17 protein-coding genes are annotated in these 19556 nt (G+C 65.1%); 10 read left to right on the top strand and 7 right to left on the bottom strand.

Annotated features, from left to right (window positions below; all coding sequences use genetic code 11):
* Positions 1-41: 41 nt before the first annotated feature.
* Positions 42-2321: a phosphoenolpyruvate--protein phosphotransferase gene (ptsP, locus tag ACNFH5_RS20165; protein WP_416748946.1), complete on the bottom strand. Its 2280-nt coding sequence runs from the start codon at positions 2319-2321 to the stop codon at positions 42-44.
* Between the two features lie 31 nt (positions 2322-2352).
* Positions 2353-2832, bottom strand: coding sequence for an RNA pyrophosphohydrolase (locus tag ACNFH5_RS20160; protein WP_416748944.1), 480 nt, complete (start codon positions 2830-2832; stop codon positions 2353-2355).
* Between the two features lie 147 nt (positions 2833-2979).
* Here ACNFH5_RS20160 and ACNFH5_RS20155 point away from each other — a divergent pair, with 147 nt between their 5' ends.
* On the top strand, positions 2980-3636 hold the full coding sequence (locus ACNFH5_RS20155; protein WP_416748942.1) for an HAD family hydrolase: 657 nt from the start codon (positions 2980-2982) through the stop codon (positions 3634-3636).
* A gap of 4 nt (positions 3637-3640) precedes the next feature.
* Here ACNFH5_RS20155 and ACNFH5_RS20150 read toward each other — a convergent pair whose 3' ends face one another.
* The 4 genes from ACNFH5_RS20150 to ilvA all read right to left on the bottom strand — a co-directional run bounded on the left by ACNFH5_RS20150 (position 3641) and on the right by ilvA (position 7499).
* Positions 3641-4108: a DUF2269 family protein gene (locus ACNFH5_RS20150; protein WP_416748940.1), complete on the bottom strand. Its 468-nt coding sequence runs from the start codon at positions 4106-4108 to the stop codon at positions 3641-3643.
* Complete coding sequence (locus ACNFH5_RS20145) at positions 4105-5370, bottom strand: SDR family oxidoreductase (protein ID WP_416748938.1); 1266 nt, start codon at positions 5368-5370, stop codon at positions 4105-4107. Before ACNFH5_RS20145 ends, ACNFH5_RS20150 begins: the two co-directional genes overlap by 4 nt.
* 77 nt (positions 5371-5447) lie before the next feature.
* Positions 5448-5915 carry a DUF2269 domain-containing protein gene (locus ACNFH5_RS20140; protein ID WP_416748937.1) on the bottom strand — a complete coding sequence of 156 codons (468 nt, stop codon included), beginning with the start codon at positions 5913-5915 and terminating at the stop codon, positions 5448-5450.
* A gap of 69 nt (positions 5916-5984) precedes the next feature.
* Positions 5985-7499, bottom strand: a complete 1515-nt coding sequence (gene ilvA / locus ACNFH5_RS20135) for a threonine ammonia-lyase, biosynthetic (protein WP_416748935.1) — start codon at positions 7497-7499, stop codon at positions 5985-5987.
* Positions 7500-7701: 202 nt separating this feature from the next.
* Here ilvA and rpiA point away from each other — a divergent pair, with 202 nt between their 5' ends.
* The 3 genes from rpiA to ACNFH5_RS20120 all read left to right on the top strand — a co-directional run bounded on the left by rpiA (position 7702) and on the right by ACNFH5_RS20120 (position 10953).
* Complete coding sequence (gene rpiA, locus ACNFH5_RS20130; protein ID WP_088420080.1) at positions 7702-8373, top strand: ribose-5-phosphate isomerase RpiA; 672 nt, start codon at positions 7702-7704, stop codon at positions 8371-8373.
* A 90-nt stretch (positions 8374-8463) separates the two neighbouring features.
* Entirely contained in the window at positions 8464-8796 is a 333-nt protein-coding gene (locus tag ACNFH5_RS20125; RefSeq protein WP_416748932.1) for a YegP family protein, read from the top strand.
* A 213-nt stretch (positions 8797-9009) separates the two neighbouring features.
* The gene (locus ACNFH5_RS20120; protein ID WP_416748930.1) at positions 9010-10953 is read left to right on the top strand and encodes an autotransporter outer membrane beta-barrel domain-containing protein; all 1944 of its coding nucleotides are present in this window, start codon (positions 9010-9012) and stop codon (positions 10951-10953) included.
* A 21-nt stretch (positions 10954-10974) separates the two neighbouring features.
* Here the strand turns inward: ACNFH5_RS20120 and ACNFH5_RS20115 are convergent, their stop codons facing one another.
* Positions 10975-11898 carry an SdiA-regulated domain-containing protein gene (locus tag ACNFH5_RS20115; protein WP_416748928.1) on the bottom strand — a complete coding sequence of 308 codons (924 nt, stop codon included), beginning with the start codon at positions 11896-11898 and terminating at the stop codon, positions 10975-10977.
* Between the two features lie 149 nt (positions 11899-12047).
* On the opposite strand from ACNFH5_RS20115, the gene ACNFH5_RS20110 reads away from it, so the two are divergent.
* The 6 genes from ACNFH5_RS20110 (at position 12048) to ACNFH5_RS20085 (ending at position 19504) form a co-directional block, all read left to right on the top strand.
* A complete protein-coding gene (locus tag ACNFH5_RS20110) occupies positions 12048-13064 on the top strand; it encodes an AraC family transcriptional regulator (protein WP_416748926.1) in 1017 nt (338 codons plus the stop codon).
* Positions 13065-13863: 799 nt separating this feature from the next.
* Positions 13864-14913, top strand: a complete 1050-nt coding sequence (locus tag ACNFH5_RS20105; RefSeq protein WP_416748924.1) for an ABC transporter ATP-binding protein — start codon at positions 13864-13866, stop codon at positions 14911-14913.
* The gene (locus tag ACNFH5_RS20100) at positions 14910-15827 is read left to right on the top strand and encodes an ABC transporter permease (RefSeq protein ID WP_416748923.1); all 918 of its coding nucleotides are present in this window, start codon (positions 14910-14912) and stop codon (positions 15825-15827) included. Before ACNFH5_RS20105 ends, ACNFH5_RS20100 begins: the two co-directional genes overlap by 4 nt.
* A complete protein-coding gene (locus ACNFH5_RS20095) occupies positions 15824-16612 on the top strand; it encodes an ABC transporter permease (protein WP_416748921.1) in 789 nt (262 codons plus the stop codon). Before ACNFH5_RS20100 ends, ACNFH5_RS20095 begins: the two co-directional genes overlap by 4 nt.
* A gap of 43 nt (positions 16613-16655) precedes the next feature.
* Complete coding sequence (locus tag ACNFH5_RS20090) at positions 16656-17705, top strand: extracellular solute-binding protein (RefSeq protein ID WP_416748919.1); 1050 nt, start codon at positions 16656-16658, stop codon at positions 17703-17705.
* 389 nt (positions 17706-18094) lie between these two features.
* Positions 18095-19504, top strand: coding sequence for an APC family permease (locus tag ACNFH5_RS20085; protein ID WP_416748917.1), 1410 nt, complete (start codon positions 18095-18097; stop codon positions 19502-19504).
* Positions 19505-19556 lie beyond the last annotated feature (52 nt).

The raw sequence follows: 19556 nt of genomic DNA, 5'->3' as shown, positions 1-19556 counted from the left end.
TCCCGGAAATGCACGGCTCCGGGAGGCGGCTTTGGTCGGCGTCAGGCCTGGATGGTGGCCGCCGGGTTGATCACGCGGCCCAGGCCCAGGTTGCGCAGGGCTAGGTGCAGCGAGCTGTGGATAACCTGCGGGTTGTCGAAGGTCATCAGTTGGCCGAGCAGTTCGCGGGCCCTGGACAGGGTCATCTGGCGCAGCAGCCATTTCACCTTGGGCAGGTTGGTGGCGTTCATCGACAGGGAATCGAAGCCCATGGCCATCAGCAGCACGGCGGCCGCCGGGTCGCCGGCCATTTCGCCGCAGATGCTCACCGGCTTGCCTTCGGCGTGGGAGTCGTCGACCACCTTCTTCAGCGCCTGCAGCACGGCCGGGTGCAGGTAGTCGTAGAGGTCGGCGACGCGCGGGTTGTTGCGGTCCACCGCCAGCAGGTACTGGGTCAGGTCGTTGGAGCCGACCGAGAGGAAGTCCACCTGGCGCGCCAGCTCGCGGGTCTGGTACACGGCCGCGGGGATCTCCACCATCATGCCGATCGGTGGCATGGGGATGTCGACGCCTTCGTCGCGCACTTCGCCCCAGGCGCGGTGGATCAGGTGCAGCGCCTCTTCCAGCTCGTGGGTGCCGGAGATCATCGGCAGCAGGATGCGCAGGTTGTCCAGGCCTTCACTGGCCTTGAGCATGGCGCGGGTCTGCACCAGGAAGATTTCCGGGTGGTCGAGCGTGACGCGGATGCCGCGCCAGCCGAGGAAGGGGTTGTCTTCCTTGATCGGGAAGTAGGACAGCGCCTTGTCGCCGCCGATGTCCAGGGTACGCATGGTCACCGGCAGCGGATGGAAGGCGGAGAGCTGCTCGCGGTAGATGGCGAGCTGTTCCTTCTCGCTGGGGAAGCGGTCGTTGATCATGAACGGCACTTCGGTGCGGTACAGGCCAACGCCCTCCGCGCCGCGCTCCTGGGCACGCGCCACGTCCGCCAGCAGGCCGGTGTTGACCCACAGCGGCATGCGATGGCCGTCCAGCGTCTCGCAGGGCAGTTCGCGCAGCGCGGCGAGGCCCTTGCTCAGCTCTTTCTCTTCGGCGACCACTTCGCCGTACTGCTTGACCAGCTGCGGCGACGGGTTGGTGTAGATCTCGCCGTGGTAGCCGTCGACGATCAGGTCGATGCCGTCGACCTTGGAGTACGGCAGATCGACCGCGCCCATGACGGTCGGGATACCCATGGCACGCGCCAGAATGGCCACGTGGGAGTTGCCCGAACCGAGTACCGAGATCAGGCCCACCAGCTTGCCCTCCGGCACTTCGCCGAGCATCGCCGGCGACAGTTCCTCGCTGACGATGATGGTCTGGTCGGGGTAGGTCAGCGACTGCTTACGCTCCTCCTGGAGGTAGGCAAGAATGCGCCGGCCGATGTCCTTCACGTCCGATGCCCGCTCGCGCAGGTAGGCGTCGTCCATCAGTTCGAAGCGCTGCACATGCTCCATCACCACCTGGCGCAGGGCGCCCTGGGCCCACTGGCCGGTGCGGATGATGCGTTTGACTTCGAGGCCGATGGAGGCGTCGTCGAGCATCATCAGGTACACGTCGAACAGCGCACGCTCTTCCTTGCGCAGCTGGGTAGCCAGCTTGCTGGAGAGGTTGCGCATGTCTTCGCGGACCGACTCCAGCGCCTGCTTGAAGCGCTCGACCTCGGCCTCGACGTCGTCGATGGGTTTGTCCGGGACTACTTCGAGATCAGCCGGCGGCAGCACCACCACGGCCTTGCCCACGGCCACGCCGGGAGCGCCGGGGACGCCGACGAACTTGGCTTCGCTGATGCCCTTGCCCATCTTGCCCAGGCCGCGGATCGAGCCGGTGGCCTCGGCGTGGGCGATAACGCCGGCAAGCTGCGCGCTCATGGTGACGAGGAAGGCTTCCTCGCCCTCGTCGAACTGGCGCTTTTCCTTCTGCTGCACGACCAGAACGCCCATCACCCGGCGGTGGTGGATAATCGGCGCGCCGAGGAAGGAGGCGTAGCGTTCCTCGCCCGTCTCGGCGAAGTAGCGGTAACGGGGGTGTTCGGAGGCGTTCTCGAGGTTCAGCGGCTCCTCGCGGGTGCCGACCAGGCCGACCAGACCCTCGTTGGGCGCCATGCTGACCTTGCCAATGGAGCGCTTGTTCAGGCCCTCGGTGGCCATCAGCACGAAGCGGTTGCTCTCCGGGTCGAGCAGGTAGACCGAGCACACCTGGCTGCCCATGGCCTCCTTGACCCGCAGCACGATGATGCCCAGCGCCGCCTTGAGGTCCTTGGCGGAGTTCACTTCCTGGACGATCTTACGCAGCGTGTTGAGCATGGCGTGGGGGTCTAACTCCTTGAACTTCGTGCTAGTCGCGCGCCAGCAGGCGCGGTGCCAATTCCTTCAGAGCCCGGCGGTAGACCTCGCGTTTGAAGGTCACGACCTGGCCCAGCGGGTACCAGTAGCTCACCCATTTCCAGCCGTCGAATTCGGGCTTGCCGGTGACATCCATGCGCACCCGGCTTTCCTCGCCGGTCAGGCGCAGAAGGAACCACTTCTGTTTCTGCCCGATGCACAGCGGCTGGCTGTTGGTACGCACCAGGCGTTGCGGCAGGCGGTAACGCAGCCAGCCCCGGGTACAGGCGAGGATCTTGACGTCATGCTCTTCCAGGCCGACTTCTTCGTTCAGTTCGCGGTACAGCGCTTCCTCAGGGGTTTCGCGGGCGTTGATGCCGCCCTGGGGAAATTGCCAGGCTTCCTGGTTGATGCGCCGTGCCCACAGTACCTGTCCGACATCGTTGCAAAGGATGATGCCGACATTGGGGCGAAAACCATCGGGATCGATCACGGCGGTACATCCTCGAAATCGCGTGTGCCCGCATTGTTCCACAAAGCTTGTGACAGCGGCAACGCGGGCTGCGGCGTCCTGTGCTGGGTGGGCAAAAGCCGTTACTCTAGGCGACTTTTCCGTATTGGCAACTGGCGGTAATCCATCGTGCGACTGGCTCTCTTCGATCTCGACAACACCCTCCTGGCCGGCGACAGCGACCACAGCTGGGGCGAATGGCTGTGCCAGAAGGGACTGGTGGACGCTGGCGAGTACCAGGCGCGCAACGATGCCTTCTATGCCGACTATGTCGCCGGCACACTCGACGTGTTCGCCTACCAGGCCTTCACCCAGGCCATTCTCGGCCGCACCGACCTGGCGCAACTGGCCGCCTGGCACCGCCAGTTCATGGAAGAGATCATCGAGCCCATCATCCTGGCCAAGGGCGAGGCCCTGCTGGCCGAGCACCGCGCCGCCGGCGACAAGCTGGTGATCATCACCGCCACCAACCGCTTCATCACCGCACCCATCGTCGAGCGCCTGGGCGTGGAAACCCTGATCGCCACCGAGTGCGAGATGCGGGATGGCCTCTATACCGGCCAGACCTGTGGCGTGCCCTGCTTCCAGGGCGGCAAGGTGACGCGCCTGAACCGCTGGCTGGAAGAAACCGGCCTGACGCTGGACGACGCCTACTTCTACAGCGACTCGCGCAACGACCTGCCGCTGCTCGAGCAGGTCGCCAACCCGGTGGCCGTCGACCCCGACGACACCCTGCGCGCCACCGCTATCGAACGCGGCTGGCCGGTGATCAGCCTGCGCGACTAAGTCATCAGAAGCTCTTGTTGACCATCAGGTAGAAGATCGCCAGGAAGGCCAGGAACGCCGGCCAACCCAGAGCGAACCACCAGCGCATATAGAGGAAGGCTCGCGGCGGCAACGCGGTGCCTTCCCGGTGCGCAGCCTCGGCCATGTTCCGCACGCGAATCTGCAGCCAGACCACCGGCAGCCAGCAGGCGCCCGCGAACACATAAAGCGCCAGACTCCATAGCAGCCAGCCCGAATCCAGCGGCCAGCCGGCCATGTGCGCCATGGCGATGCCGCTCAACGGCTGGAACACCGCCGTGGTGGCGATGAACAGCCAGTCGGCGGTGACCAGGTGGCGGAAGGTGATGCGGATCGCTTCCAGGTTGCCGCTGCGCCAGGCGCGCCAGCTGTAGTAGGCCGAACCCAGCCCGGTACCGAACAGCAGCGTGGAAGACAGGATGTGCAGGGTCTTGAGCAGCAGGTAGAGGTTCACGCGGCGTCCTTGTCGGGTTCACTGGCCAGCAGACCGATATTGGCAATCAGGATCGCAAAGTTCTTTCCCACCGCCATGAACGGGTCGAACCAGTAATGCGGCAGTCGCCAACTGATCAGCAGCATGTACGCCAGCATCAGCGCGATCTGCCCGCACAAGGCCGGCCGGCGCCACCGGCGCAACAAAAGGCCGATGCCCAGAATGCCATCGAACAGCGCACCGACGACGACTGCCAGAACAGCCGGCCAGCCGTCCACCCCGAACTCGCTCATGATTCGCAGCCCCCAGTCGAAACCGGGGCCCAGGCAGACGACAGCGGTCCCGATCCAGATGGCGGCGAGCACGCCCAACCAGACCGGCCGCAAGCCTTCGAACAGCGCGGCACGCGCATCAGGCCAGCCCAGCAGCCGAGACTCCAGCGGTGCCGCCCGATAGCCACAGGCACCAGCGAGCTCGTCGGCGCTGGCCAGGTTGTCCCGACGGGCAAGGCGCAGCAACTGCGGACTGAACATGCGCCACCCCAGCCTTGCGCCCAGGGCAGACAGTCCGCGTGCACACCACCAGGGCAGTCGTGGGGGCCGACGCGCACGCAGCCCCTGCGCGTTACGAAGCAGATTCAGCAACTCGCGCTGCGTCATGGCGCGCGGCCCCACCAACGGCAGGGCGAGGCTGCGCTCCGGCCAGCGGCGTAGCAACGCGAGGACGGCGCCCACCAAATCCTGGACATGCAATGGCTGCAGACGAGCCGCAGCGTCAGGCAGCGGCACCCAGGGCAATCTCGACAACTGCGCCAACCAGCCACTGCTGGCTCCGCCAGGGCCGAGCACCAACGAAGGCCGCAGTACGACCGAACGGGTATGGGACAGAGCCGCCTGGTCGGCGACGGCCTTGCTCACCAGGAAGGGAATATCCGCATGCTCACCTGCGCCCAGTGCGGAAAGCTGCAGAATTCGCGCGCCATTGCGCGCGGCCAAGGCGAACAGCTGCTGTGGCCCACGGGCCTGCACCTTGTCTAGCTCATCAATGTCGTCACTGAGCACGCCAGTAGCATTGATCACCACATCAATCGGCGCCGGCCAGACAAAGGTGCCGGGGTCATCCGCCAGCGAGACAAGATCCAGCGCCAGCCACTGCACGCCCGGCAGTGCAGGGCCATGAGGAATCGCGCGGGCGCAGGCGAAGACCTGGTGCCCTTCGGCGAGCAGCGCGGGTAGCAGATGACGACCGAGGAACCCCCGGGCGCCTAACAGAAGAACATTCATGGGCGTACTTCGATCAACCGACGATCCGCCACCTTACGTGAACAGATCGAAGCGGACGCAGGAACCAGTGTGCAGAATCACACCGGTTTGCTGATCATCAGCACCAGGATGGCGACCACGCACAGCAGCGCCAGCGCGAAGAAGGCCAGGCCGAACTTCCACTGCCGTGCCGCACCGGCGGAGATCGGTTCGCCGCTGCTTTGCGCCACCAGCGCGAGGTCGCGGATGCGCCACAGGCGGGTGGTGAAAAGCAGCCAGAAGATCGTCGCGACGATCAGCAGGCAGGCACTGCCCAGCAGCCAGGTCTGCCCCAGCGGCCAGCCGATGGTCTGCACCATGCGATAGCCGGTAACCGGCAGGCTGGCGACGCTACCGGCGACCAGTACCCAGCCGATCAGGCCGATGCGCTGCAGCGCCTTGGCGATCACCCCGGCGTCGCCGCCACGCCAGCTGCGCCAGCCGTACCAGGCCAGGCCGATGATGGCCAGGAACGGCAGCACCGCGGCGATGCCGTGGAGGATGCGGAAGGTCTGCAGGCTTTCCATTTCAATTCCCTGTGAAGAAGGCGGCGTTCCGACAAGCCTAGCAGCAGTCGCGCCGCCTCTGCCTGATCCTCAGCCGAGGAACAGGCGATAGGCCGGGTTGTCCGTCTCGTCCCAGTAGGGGTAGCCGATCTCTTCCAGCGCGGCCGCCACCAGGTGACGCTCGTCCTCCGGTACTTGCAGGCCGGCGACCACGCGACCGTCGGCGGCACCATGGTTGCGGTAGTGGAACAGGGTGATGTTCCAGCGCCCGCCCAGGCGGTTGAGGAAGTTGAACAGCGCGCCGGGACGCTCGGGGAACTCGAAGCGGAACACCTGCTCGCCGGAGACGCGCGGCGAATGGCCGCCGACCATGTGGCGAATGTGCAGCTTGGCCAGTTCGTTGTCGGTCAGGTCGAGCACCGGGAAACCCTGGTCCTGCAGTTGCTGCACCAGCGCCGCGCGCGGATCGTTCTCCGGGTGCGTCTGCACGCCGACGAAGATGTGCGCTTCGCTGTCGGTGTTGTAGCGGTAGTTGAACTCGGTGATTTGGCGCTTGCCGATGGCCTCGCAGAACGCCTTGAAGCTGCCCGGACGCTCGGGGATGGTCACCGCGATGATCGCTTCGCGCTTCTCGCCCAGCTCCGCGCGCTCGGCCACGTGGCGCAAGCGGTCGAAGTTGATGTTGGCGCCCGAATCGATGGCCACCAGGGTCTCGCCCTTCACACCTTCACGCTCGACGTACCGCTTGATCCCGGCCACCGCCAGCGCGCCGGCCGGCTCGGTGATCGAACGGGTGTCGTCGTAGATGTCCTTGATCGCCGCGCAGATCTCGTCGGTGCTGACGGTGATTACTTCATCGACATGGTCCTTGCACAGCTCGAAGTTGTGCTTGCCGATCTGTGCCACGGCCACGCCGTCGGCGAACAGCCCGACCTGACCGAGCACCACGCGCTCGCCGGCAGCCATGGCGGCCTGCAGGCAATTGGAGTCATCGGGCTCGACGCCGATGATCTTGATCTCCGGACGCAGGTATTTGACGTAGGCGGCAATGCCGGCGATCAGGCCGCCGCCGCCGACCGGCACGAAGATCGCGTCGATGCGGCCCGGATTCTGGCGGAGGATTTCCATCGCCACGGTGCCCTGGCCGGCGATCACGTCCGGATCGTCATAGGGATGGATGTAGACGTAGCCCTTCTCTTCCACCAGCTTCAGCGAATGCGCCAGCGCATCGGGGAAGGCATCGCCGTGCAGCACGGCCTTGCCGCCACGGGCGCGCACGCCCTGGACCTTCAGCTCTGGCGTAGTGCGTGGCATCACGATGGTGGCCTTGATGCCCAGCTCGCGGGCGGCCAGCGCTACACCCTGGGCATGGTTGCCGGCAGAGGCGGTGACGACGCCACGGGCGAGTTCTTCCGGGCTCAGCTGCGCCAGCTTGTTGTAGGCGCCGCGAATCTTGAAGGAGAACACCGGCTGCAGGTCTTCGCGTTTCAGCAGAATCTGGTTGCCCAGGCGCTCGGAGAGCTGGCGGGCGGGCTGCAGGGGCGTTTCCACGGCAACGTCGTAGACACGCGAGGTGAGGATCTTCTTGACGTAGTGTTCGAGCATCGGAAGGGCTATATCGGCGGCTTTTCGAGGAACCGCGAGTCTACTCCAGCGGGCGCAGCGCGGGCCACCGAACAATCCGCGCGCAGATGACCGTAACAGTTGCCCGGCGGCGCAACACCGGCGCGCCATCGACCGCTATAATCCGCCCTTTCGATTATTCCCCGGCGCTTTCGCGCCCAGCCAGGTAAGAAGACCCTTCGCCATGAACCAGGATCAGCTCAAGCAGGCAGTGGCCCAGGCCGCCGTCGACCACATCCTTCCGCACCTCGACAGCAAGAGCATCGTCGGCGTGGGCACCGGCTCCACCGCCAACTTCTTCATCGACCTGCTGGCCAAGCACAAGGCCGAGTTCGACGGCGCCGTGGCCAGCTCCGAAGCCACTGCCCAGCGCCTGAAGGGCCATGGCATCCCGGTCTACGACCTGAACACCGTCAGCGAACTGGAGTTCTATGTGGACGGCGCCGACGAGACCAACGAGCGCCTGGAGCTGATCAAGGGCGGCGGCGCCGCGCTGACCCGCGAGAAGATTGTCGCGGCCGTGGCCAAGCAGTTCATCTGCATCGCCGACGCCAGCAAGCTGGTGCCGATCCTCGGCGGCTTCCCGCTGCCGGTGGAAGTCATCCCCATGGCCCGCAGCCACGTGGCCCGCCAACTGGTGAAGCTGGGCGGCGACCCGGTGTACCGCGAGGGTGTGCTGACCGATAACGGCAACATCATCCTCGACGTGCACAACCTGCGCATCGACAGCCCGGTGCAGCTGGAAGAAGCGATCAACAACATCGTCGGCGTGGTCACCAATGGCCTGTTCGCCGCGCGCCCGGCGGACCTGCTGCTGCTGGGCACCGCCGAAGGGGTGAAGACCCTCAAGGTCTGACGCGCCAGGCGCCATCCGCCGGATGGCGCCTTCCAGAGCGCCCACTGCCGTCTACGCTGGGATGACCTTAATCCCAAAGGGAGATGCAGCATGGCCGCCAAGTACCATCTGAAAAAGGCCAGTGATGGCCAGTTCCACTTCAATCTGCACGCCAGCAACGGCGAAATCGTCCTGACCAGCGAGCTGTACAAGGCCAAGACCTCGGCCGTAGACGGCATCGAATCGGTGCGCAAGAACTCGCAGCGCGAAGGGGCCTTCGAGATCAAGGTCGCCGCCAACGGCAAGCATTACTTCGTACTCAAGGCCACCAACGGCCAGGTCGTCGGACAGAGCCAGATGTACGCCAGCAAGGCCACCGCCGAGGCCGGCGTGGCGGCGGTCAAACGCTATGCGCCAGACGCGCCGATCAGCGACGACACCTGACAGCGCACCGTTTCGGTGAGCGCCTCGGCGCACCCGCTTCGCACGGCCGGCTCTATCGCCGGCCGTGTATCACTACTGTTACAGTGGCGCGACACCCTCGGTCACTGACGCGTCAAATTCCGCCCATCTCCGGCGAACCGGCCTGCATCCTGCTTTCCTCCGGCGCACGCATCGAAGACCGATGCGATTCCAATCGACACAGAGGAAAGTGCCGTGTTCAAACCTATAGCTGTTGCGGTCAGCCTGGGCTGCGCTGCGTTGGCGACCGACGCCAACGCCTACGAATACGGGGAGTATGCCGGGGACACCCTCGACACCCTGATCAACGAGTACCCGGGCCGTTACCGTGGCACCGCCAGCTTCGCCGGCGCCACCGCACTGATGCAGTCGCGCCTGGGCTTCGGTTACCAGACGCAGGTCCAGGACTTCACCTGGGCCGGCAACCGCAGCTCGCAGAACGTCATCGCCAGTGCCCCGGGCAGCAGCGGCCAGTACGTGGTACTGGGTGCTCACTACGATACCTACTACGGCCGTCCGACCCTGCAAGGCCTGGACGACAACGGCTCGGGCGCCGCCGTGCTGACCGAGATCGCCCGCAATCTGGGCGGCATCACGCTGGAAAACGGCCTGGAAGTGGTCGGCTTCGGCGCCGAGGAAGAGGGCCTGCGCGGCTCCCGCGCCTATGTCGCCTCGCTCAGCGACGAGCAGCGCAGCAACCTGCTGGGCATGATCAATCTCGACAGCCTGATCACCGGCGACAAGATGTACGCCCACGCCGGTTTCAACAGCGTCGACAACCCCGCACTGGGCGCCTACCGCGACCAGCTCCTGCGCATCGCCCAGGAACTGAAGATCCCGCTGTTCACCAACCCCGGCCTGAACGAGGAATACCCCGCCGGCACCGGTTGCTGCAGTGACGGCGAAAGCTTCGAGGGCTTGAACGTCCCGGTGCTGTTCATCGAAGCCACCAACTGGGAACTGGGCGATCTGGACGGCTACGAGCAGACCGATAATCCCGCCATTCCTGGCGGCGCCACCTGGCACAACCCAACGCTGGACAATGAACAGGTACTCACCGGGGCCTTCGGCCAGGAGCGCATCGACCAGCGCCTGCGCGACTTCTCGCGCCTGCTCACCCGCCTGGTGCTGGAGCTCACCAACGCCGACCTGCTCGCCTCCACCGCCTCCGGCGGCGCCATGGCGCGGCAAATGGAAGACCAACTGCAGCGCCAGCACCTGGCCCTGACCCGCCTGCATGACCGCCGCTGGCTGACGCTGCTGGGCAGCTCGCGCCCGGTCGGCAGCTTCGACGGCGCGGTGGGCGTGGAGGGCGAGACCAGCCCCGAGAGCGGCTTCGACATGCCCGGCGACCCGCGCTCGCACCGCGCCGGCGTGAACCTGCTGGGCGACTACCGCGCCAGCGAGGCCGTGACCGTCGGCGGTAGCCTGAGCTTCCAGCGTAGCCGCGACAATATGGACCATAGCGCCCGCCTGGAGGCCGAAACCTGGCAGTTGGGCCTCTACGGCCTGCTCAACGACGGAGGCCCGGCCTGGCTGGGCGGCGAACTGAGCGCCGGCTATGCCGACTTCGACAGCAAGCGCTCGGTTTACCTGAAGGCGAAGAACGGCCCGGTACTGCTCGACCAGCGCATCGACGGCGACACCAACGCCTGGTTCTGGGGTGCACGAGTCGACGGCGGTTACGACTTCGACATCGCCGGCATCAAGACCGGGCCGCAGGGCGGGCTCGACTATGTGCACTACAAGATCGACGACTTCAACGAAGACGACGACCTGCGCACTGCGCTGGGCTACGAGAAGCAGGACTATGACTCGGTCGAAGCCAGCCTTGGCTGGGGTCTGCGCGGCGAGTTGCCGTTGGGCAACCACATGGCCGTGCAGCCCTACGCCAGCGTGCGCTGGGTGAAGGAACTGGCCGACGGCCGCCTGGACGATATCGCCTTGACCGCCCTGGGCGATGGCCGCACCCGCGTCGCCGACCTGGGCGACGTGGACAAGGACTTCGGCCGCGCCCAGCTCGGCGCCCTGCTGGCAGTCACCGAGCAGTTGGGCGTATTCGCCGAGGCCAACTCGCGCTTCGCCCACAGCGAGGGCAGCCAGGCGTCCTACTCCCTCGGCGTGCAGTGGCAGTTCTGATCGCGGGAAAGCGAGGCGCCCTCAGTGCGCCTCGCGCTTCTTGAACACGTAGAAGAGATTGGGCTCACTGACCAGGTACAGCGTGCCCTGGTCGTCCATGGCGATGCCCTCCGCCTGCGGCACGCTGCGCCGCAGGCCCTGCATGCCGCGCAGCAGCGACAGTGAGCTGATCGGTTCGCCGTCGGCGCTCAACTCCAGCACCAGCCGGGATTCGTCGGACAGCGCCAGCAGGTGCCCGCTGCGCTCGTCGTACTGCAGGCTGGAAAGATCGCGAACGAACAGGTTGCGGTTGTGCTGCAGGTCTTCCACCACGTGTACAGCGATAGGCTGCTCCGACTGCTCGTAGGGGAAGCCGCGCACCTCATAGATATGCACCGGGTGCCGCTCCTTGGCGACGAACAGGCGCTTGCCCACCGAGTCGTAGGCCAGCCCCTCGAAGCCGCTGTTGCCGCCGCGCCCCAGGGCCAGGGCAAGCTGCTGGGCGTCTTCGGCGTTCAACTCCTTCGTGTCGTCGCGCAGTTCCACACGCAGCAGGCGCTGGTGGGTCTCGTCGGTAATCACATAGACGTTGCGGCTGATGTATTCGATGGCCTCGGTATCGCCGAAACCGTGCAGCGCGATCCTGCGCAGCAGCTTGCCCTCCAGCGACAGCTCCACCAGCTCGTTCTGCTTGTTGGTGACGGTGAAGAGGGTCTGCCGGTCCGGGTCGTAGGTCAGCGCCGAGACGTTGTCCTCCAGCCCCTCGATCGGCTGCGCCTCCAGCACCACGCGGTAGTCGGGCAGCCAGATGGACTGCTCCTGCCACTGCGCCGCGTGGCGCCACTCGTTGAACTTGAACCAGCCGCGCTCGTAGACCCGGAAGCTCTGGCCCAGCGCAAGCAGCAGGGCCAGGGCGATCAGCGCCAGCAGCAGGAACAGACGGCGGGGTTTGAGCAGACGGCGCATGGAGGACTCGGGGTGGGGATGGCGTGGCAGAGTGACAGCAGCGCCTGAAGCCAAACTTAAAGGCCACCAGCAACCGCGGGCAGGCTAGAGTCAGGTTAGCGCAAGACTGTCCCGTGATTCTTTTGCAAGTGACTGCAAGAGGCGTATCGATGGCCCAGCATCTGCTTCCCGAACAACGCCAGCAGGCAACCCTGCACACCGTGGTGCTGGCGACCGAAGTGCTGCACCACGCCGGCGTGCCGCGGCCGAAGCTGCTGGAGGGCAGTGGCATCGGGGAGGCGGACCTGCTCACCCCGGAAAAGCTGATCACTCACGCTCAGGAGCTGCGGGTCTTCGCCAATGCCCTGAACTGCCACCACGATCCGGCGCTGGGCCTCTACCTTGGCCTGCGCATGCATGTCTCGGCCTACGGCATCCTCGGCTATAGCATGCTCGCCAGCCGCACCCTGCGCGATGCGCTGCACCTGGCACTGTCATTCCCCGAACTGCTCGGCACCTACTTCCGCCTGGCGCTGACGCCGCAGGGCGACGAGGTTCACCTGACCGCCGACGGGTACCGCTACGCGCCGGAGCTGACGGTGTTCAACACCGAGTTGTGCCTGACGTCGCTGCTGACGGTGATCCGCGATCTGCTCGGCGAATCGGTGCGGCCGCGGCGAATGCTGCTGGCCTACCGACCACCGCTGCACGCCGAGACCTACACCGAGCGCCTGGGCTGCCCGGTGGATTTCGGTGCGCCCACCAGCGCCCTGTGCTTCAGCCCAGCGCTGCTCGACCGGCCGCTGCCGCTGGCCGACCCGGTCAGCTGCCACAATGGTGTGCAGCAATGCCTGCGCATGAGCGCGATGCTCAGCAGCCGCGGCGACGTGATCGACCAGTTGCGCCAGCACCTGGCCAGCCACCTGCAGGACACCGCCAACCTGGACACCGTGGCCCGCCACCTGCACCGCTCTACCCGCACCCTGCGCCGCCACCTGCAGCAGCAGAACACCAGTTATCAACAGGTGCTCGACGAGGTGCGTTTCGACCGTGCGCGGCAATTGCTCAAGGATACTGACCTGCCGATCTACCTGATCGCCGAGCAGTTGGGTTATAGCGAGACGGCCAGCTTCCGGCATGCCTTCCAGCGCTGGAGTGGGGCGAGTCCGAGCCTGTATCGGGGCTAGGTGCAGACCGGCGACACCCTCTCCCTAACCCTCTCCCTGAAGGGAGAGGGGACTTTCCGGAGCAAGCGGAAAGTCCCGCGTTCGCCGGCTGACTCCATTACATCCGAAGAACTCCGCACGGCCCCCTCTCCCTTAAGGGAGAGGGGACTTTCCGCAGCAAGCAGAAAGTCCCGCGCTCGCCGGCTGACTCCATTACATCCGAAGAACTCCGCACGGTCCCCTCTCCCTTAAGGGAGAGGGGACTTTCCACAGCAAGCAGAAAGTCCCGCGTTCGCCGGCTGACTCCATTACATCCGAAGAACTCCGCACGGCTCCCTCTCCCTTCAGGGAGAGGGGACTTTCCGCAGCAAGCGGAAAGTCCCGCGCTCGCCGGCTGACTCCATTCCATCCGAAGAACTCCAGACGGCTCCCTCTCCCTTCAGGGAGAGAGGACTTTCCGGAGCAAGCGGAAAGTCCCGCGTTCGCCGGCTGACTCCATTACATCCGAAGAACTCCGCACGGCTCCCTCTCCCTTCAGGGAGAGGGCTGGGGAGAGGGCAAAGCCAGTCCACGCGCCTGAGTCGATCGGTTCGCGAGCAAGCTCGCTCCTACAAAAAGCCCGGCAGACGACACACCGCTGACGCCCGAAATCCAGCATTTCAGACGGCATTTTCAACTTGGCCTGATTTATCCCTTATTGGCCTGATCTATCGTTCTGCGCGTCCCGGCGCTTGGTCATTATCAATCCGCAGCTAGGTGAAACGGTCCTAGAAACCGTAAAACCTCAACAATAACAACTGCTTAACTGCATGGTACGAGCATGACCAGCGCGATCACCATCGAGCGGATATGCATGGAGTTCGGTACACCCGGACAAGGCCTCAAGGCCCTGGACGACGTGTCACTGGAAATCCGCGCCAACGAGTTCTTCACCCTCCTCGGCCCGTCGGGCTGCGGCAAGACCACCTTGCTGCGACTGATCGCCGGCTTCGAACAACCCTCCTCCGGCAGCATTCGCCTATACGGCGACGCGATGGAAGGCCTTCCGCCCTTCAAGCGCCCGGTCAATACCGTCTTCCAGAGCTATGCCCTGTTCCCCCACATGACCGTGGCGGAGAACATCGCCTTCGGCCTTGAGATGCAGGGCAAGCAGCGCAGCGACATCGATGCCACCGTGCAGAAGATGCTCGACCTGGTGCGCCTGCCCGACGTCGGCAAGCGCCGCGCCGATCAGCTTTCCGGCGGCCAGCAACAGCGCATCGCCCTGGCTCGCGCCCTGGCCAGCCGACCCAAGGTACTGCTGCTCGACGAATCGCTTTCCGCGCTGGACCTCAAGCTGCGCAAGGAAATGCAGATCGAGCTCAAGCGCCTGCAGCACGAGACCGGCATCACCTTCATCTTTGTCACCCACGACCAGGAAGAAGCGCTGACCATGTCCGACCGCATCGCGGTGATGAGCCGTGGCAAGGTCATGCAGATCGGCACTCCCACCGAGATCTACGAGGCGCCGGTCAACCGCCTGGTGGCCGACTTCATCGGCGAGACCAATTTCCTCGAAGGCGAATCCAGCGGTGACAACGTGCGCCTGGCCGACGGCCAGTTGCTGCCGGCCGCCACCACTCTGCCCGGCAAGGTGACCCTGGCGATCCGCCCGGAGCGCACCGAGCTCGCGCAGGACGGCCAGCTCGAAGGCGTGGTCGAGAACATCGTCTACGTCGGCACCGACACCGTGTACCACCTCAACGTCGCCGGTCAGGGCGGCTTCCGGGTCCGTCAGCAGAACCGCGACGGCGCTCTTTCCACCCACGCGCCCGGCGCGCGGGTGCGGGTCCGCGTTCCCGCCACCGCCATCCGGGTGCTGGCCGAATGAGTACAACACTACGCGCACAAGCGGAACGCAAATCACTGTTCAATCGCCTGGCCCTGACCAGCCCGGCGATGATCATGCTGGTGGTGTTCCTGGTCCTGCCGCTGGGCATCATGTTCGCCGTGTCGATCCAGGCACCGGGGGACTACGGCGGCGTGAAGTGGGGCCAGCACACCGTCGAGGCCTACATCAACTTCCTCTGGGAGCGCGACCTGGACGACAGCCTGGCGTTCAACGCCGACTACCTGGGCATCTTCCAGCGCTCGTTCTGGCTGTCGATCCTGACCACCCTGGGCTGCGTGCTGATCGGCTTTCCCACCGCGCTGTACTTGGCGCTGCAGGACGAACGCCGGCGCAACCTGCTGCTGTTCCTGGTCACGGTGCCGTTCTGGACCAACCTGCTGGTGCGGGTCTACGCCTGGATGCTGTTGCTGCGCAACGGCGGGCTGATCGACGAGGGGCTGCACGGGCTGGGTTTCTCTGACGCCTCCCTGGGCATCCTCTACACCGACAACGCGGTGATCATCGGCCTGCTCTACACCTACCTGCCGTTCATGGTCCTGCCCATCTACACCAGCCTGGAGAAGATGGACTGGCGCCTGGTGGAAGCGGCCTTCGACCTGGGCGCCAACCGCTGGAAGGCGCTGAAGCGGATCATCATCCCACTGGCCATGCCCGGCATCGTCGCCGGCTGCATCCTGGTGTTCATCCCGTCGCTGGGCAGCTACATCATTCCCGAGCTGCTCGGGGGCGGTAAGTCGCTGATGATCGGCAACCTGATCCAGCTGCAGTTCGGCACGGCGCACAACTGGCCGTTCGGCGCAGCGCTGTCCTTCGCCCTGCTGGCCTTCGTGCTGCTGGCGATGATGATCTACAGCATGCGGTTCAAACAGGGCGCGTCGGGAGGTCATCCATGAAGTCGGCCAACCCGCTCTGGCGCTTCACCGGGGTCCGGCCCGCCGCCTGGCTGTTCTTCGCCTTCCTCTACATCCCGATCTTCGTGCTGGTGGTGCTGAGCTTCAACAGCGGCCAATCGGCCACGCTGTGGGAAAGCTTCAGCCTGAAGTGGTACTCGGTCGTTGCGGACGACCCGGAAATCCTTCGCGCGGCGAAGAACTCGCTGATCGTCGCCACCCTGGCCACCGTCGTCGCTACCACCCTGGCCACGCTCGCTGCACTGGGCATGCGCGGTCGCTCGTTCCGCGGGCAGACGCTGATGAGTGGTGTACTGGGCCTGCCGCTGCTGGTGCCGGAGATCGTCACCGCCGTGGCGACCCTGATGTTCTTTGCCTTCATCGGCCTGAAGCTGTCGCTGTTCACCATCCTGCTGGCGCACATCGTGTTCTGCATTCCCTTCGCCTACCTGCCCATCCGCGCCCGCCTCGAAGGCATGGACCCACGGCTGGCGGAAGCGGCGGCGGACCTCTATGCCTCGCCGTGGAAGACCTTCTGGAAGGTGACCTTCCCCCTGCTGACGCCGGGGATCGTGTCGGGGGCGATGCTGGCGTTCATCATCTCGATGGACGACTTCGTCATCACCTACTTCGTCGCCGGCGCCGGGGCCACCACCCTGCCGGTGTACATCTTCAGCTCCATCCGAATGGGGATTTCCCCGAAGATCAACGCCATATCTTCAATAATACTGTTGATTTCCATCGCGTTCGTTGCGTTGTCGTACTACGTCGGCCAGCGTCGCCACTGACCTCCTGCCGCCAAACAAAACAACATTGCAAGGAGCTTCACCGATGAAATTCCGCCGTACCCCCATCGCCCGCGCGCTCGTCGCCGCTAGCCTGCTGCTGGCCGGCAGCGCCCACGCCGACGGCACCCTGCACTTCGCCAACTGGTCCGACTACTTTCCGCCGGAACTGCTGAAGAAGTTCGAGAAGGACACCGGCATCCACGCCACCCTGGACTCCTACGACAGCAACGAAACCCTGCTGGCCAAACTCAAGGCCGGCGGCGGCGCCTACGACGTGGTCGTGCCGTCGGACAGCTTCATCGAGATCTTCGTCAAGGAAGGCCTGCTGCAGAAGCTCGACAAGTCGCAGCTGCCGAACCTGGCGAACCTGAAAGACAAGTTCAAGACCCTGACCTACGACCCGGGCCACGACTACTCCGTGCCCTACCTGTGGGGCACCACCGGCTACAGCTACGACAGCGCCAAGGTACCCGGCGGCAAGCTAGATGAAAGCTGGAAGCCGTTCTTCGAGCCGCCGGCGGAGCTGAAAGGCAAGGTCGTCGCGCTCAATTCCATCGAAGAGCTCTACGCCCCGGCGTCCTATTACCTGGGCGTCGACGAATGCACCGAGGACCCGAAAGAGGCGGCGAAGATCCAGGACCTGCTGCTCAAGCAGAAACCGATGCTGGCCATGTACAACAGCGACGGCACCATCGAGCGCATGGCCGCCGGCGAGGTCTCCATGCACCAGCAATGGAACGGCGCCTTCCACCGCGCCCACGCCCAGCGCGCCAGCCTGGTCTACGTCTATCCCAAGGAAGGCGTGCGCCTGTTCATCGACAACCTGACCATTCCCAAGGACGCCACCAACATCAAGGAGGCCCACGCCTTCCTGAACTGGATGATGCAGCCTGAGAACATCGCCCTGGCCTCCAACTTCGCCAAGTACAACAACGCGATCGAAGGCTCGGACAAGTTCATGGACAAGGAGCTGTTCGACGATCCGGCGATCAACACCCCGGCGGACAAGCTGGATCGCCTGAAGCCCTTCAAGCTCTGCTCGCCCAAGGCCCTGCAACTGCGCTCCAAGGTCTGGACCAAGCTGAAGAAATGACCGGGAGGTCACCCGGCGCGGCGGTGCGCGCCGGGTGATCCTGACAGCCATTTTGGCCATTTCGATCCCTTTTTGACCCTTTGCAGGGTTCTGCCCGGTGACCTCGGTTGCTAGAGTCGGGCGGCTCGCGCAGGGAGCGGCTGGAAAGGCGGCCAGCCCTTGCACCATCGCAGATGGCGCAGGGATATCCCGAGGGAACGCGAGCGCGTTATCCACAAGAACAAATGCCCCGAGAACGCCCATGACCAGCTTTTGCGTCAACCTGCAGCACACACCCTCATTCCTCGCGCGTCGTCAGCGCTGCGGCTGAGCCGTAAGCCGACGACATCAGGACGGCCACCGAACGCCGCCCGCCCGCAAGCCATCATAAAAATCGCGAGGATTCCCCCATGGCCAGCCAACACAGCGCCAGCACTGCTCCGACTTCAAAGAGCGCTCCACAGAGCACCCAACAAGGCACCCCGGCCAGCGCCGACGCCCGCCTGAAACGCGTCCTGGGCCTGCCCGCCCTGGTCTTCTTCGGCCTGGTCTACATGGTCCCGCTGACCATGTTCACCACCTATGGCGTGGTCACCGAGATGACCGGCGGCCGTACCGCCAGCGCCTACCTGATCACCCTGCTGGCGATGCTGTTCACCGCAGCGTCCTACAGCTTCATGGTGCGCAAGTACCCGATTTCCGGCTCCGCGTACTCCTACACCAGCCTGAGCTTCGGCCCCGTGGTCGGCTTCCTGTCCGGCTGGTCGCTGCTGCTCGACTATCTGTTCCTGCCGATGATCAACTACCTGCTCATCGGCCTGTTCATGAACATCGCCTTCCCGGAAATCCCGGCCTGGATGTTCGTGGTCGCTTCCATCGCCCTGGTCACCGTGCTCAACGTCGTCGGCATCAGCCAGGTGGCCGGCATGAGCAACGTGATCGTCGGCGCGCAGCTGGTGTTCATCGCGGTGTTCGTGGTCATGTCGATCAAGACCCTGAGCGGTGGCGCGGCCATCGACTTCACCCTGCCCTTCGTTGGTGACGGTACCCAGCCCGGCTTCGCCCCGCTGATGGCCGGCGCCGCGGTGCTGTGCCTGTCGTTCCTGGGCTTCGACGCGGTCTCGACCATGGCCGAGGAAACCCGCGACGCCCGCCGCGACATTCCCCGCGCAATCATCATCACCACCGTCATCGCCGGCCTGATGTTCACCCTGCTGGCAATCATCAGCCAGCTGGTGTTCCCCGGCAGCGTGTTCCAGAACGCCGACTCGGCGGCCAACGAAGTGATGCTCAAGGCCGGCGGCCAGTTCCTCGGCAACTTCTTCACCTCCGCCTATATCGCCGGCTGCATCGGCTCGGCGCTGGCGTCCCAGGCCTCGGTATCGCGCATCATCTTCACCATGGGCCGTGACGGTATCCTGCCGCGCAGCCTGTTCGGCGTCCTGCACGCACGCTTCCAGACGCCGGTGGTAGCGATCCTGGTGGTCTCCGCGATCTCGCTGCTGGCCATCGTGCTGGACCTGACCACCCTCGCTTCGATGATCAGCTTCGGCGCGCTGGTGGCCTTCTCCGTGGTCAACCTGGCGGTGATCCGCACTTACCTGGGCGTGGAGCGCCGTCGCGGCGCGAAGAACGTCCTGCTGTATGGCGCGATTCCGTTCATCGGCCTGTGCCTGACCCTGTGGCTGTGGACCAGCCTCTCGCAGCTGACGCTGATCGTCGGCCTGAGCTGGTTCGCAGTCGGCTTTGCCTATCTGGCGGTGCATACCGGCGGCTTCCGTCGCAAGGCACCGAGTGTGAATTTCGAGGAAAACGCCTGACGGCCCAGCTACTCAGAACCCAACGGGCGCCCGGAGGCGCCCTCAGGAGCGC

It is taken from the genome of Pseudomonas sp. NY15435 (genome assembly GCF_048068295.1).
GTDB lineage: Bacteria > Pseudomonadota > Gammaproteobacteria > Pseudomonadales > Pseudomonadaceae > Pseudomonas.
This window is presented reverse-complemented; position numbering and strand designations above follow the sequence as displayed.

Coding starts and splice junctions, on each gene's coding strand:
- ptsP (WP_416748946.1), bottom strand. CDS start 2,321: ATGCTCAACACGCTGCGTAAGATCGTCCAGGAAGTGAACTCCGCCAAG.
- ACNFH5_RS20145 (WP_416748938.1), bottom strand. CDS start 5,370: ATGAATGTTCTTCTGTTAGGCGCCCGGGGGTTCCTCGGTCGTCATCTG.
- ACNFH5_RS20140 (WP_416748937.1), bottom strand. CDS start 5,915: ATGGAAAGCCTGCAGACCTTCCGCATCCTCCACGGCATCGCCGCGGTG.
- ilvA (WP_416748935.1), bottom strand. CDS start 7,499: ATGCTCGAACACTACGTCAAGAAGATCCTCACCTCGCGTGTCTACGAC.
- rpiA (WP_088420080.1), top strand. CDS start 7,702: ATGAACCAGGATCAGCTCAAGCAGGCAGTGGCCCAGGCCGCCGTCGAC.
- ACNFH5_RS20125 (WP_416748932.1), top strand. CDS start 8,464: ATGGCCGCCAAGTACCATCTGAAAAAGGCCAGTGATGGCCAGTTCCAC.
- ACNFH5_RS20115 (WP_416748928.1), bottom strand. CDS start 11,898: ATGCGCCGTCTGCTCAAACCCCGCCGTCTGTTCCTGCTGCTGGCGCTG.
- ACNFH5_RS20110 (WP_416748926.1), top strand. CDS start 12,048: ATGGCCCAGCATCTGCTTCCCGAACAACGCCAGCAGGCAACCCTGCAC.
- ACNFH5_RS20105 (WP_416748924.1), top strand. CDS start 13,864: ATGACCAGCGCGATCACCATCGAGCGGATATGCATGGAGTTCGGTACA.
- ACNFH5_RS20100 (WP_416748923.1), top strand. CDS start 14,910: ATGAGTACAACACTACGCGCACAAGCGGAACGCAAATCACTGTTCAAT.
- ACNFH5_RS20095 (WP_416748921.1), top strand. CDS start 15,824: ATGAAGTCGGCCAACCCGCTCTGGCGCTTCACCGGGGTCCGGCCCGCC.
- ACNFH5_RS20090 (WP_416748919.1), top strand. CDS start 16,656: ATGAAATTCCGCCGTACCCCCATCGCCCGCGCGCTCGTCGCCGCTAGC.
- ACNFH5_RS20085 (WP_416748917.1), top strand. CDS start 18,095: ATGGCCAGCCAACACAGCGCCAGCACTGCTCCGACTTCAAAGAGCGCT.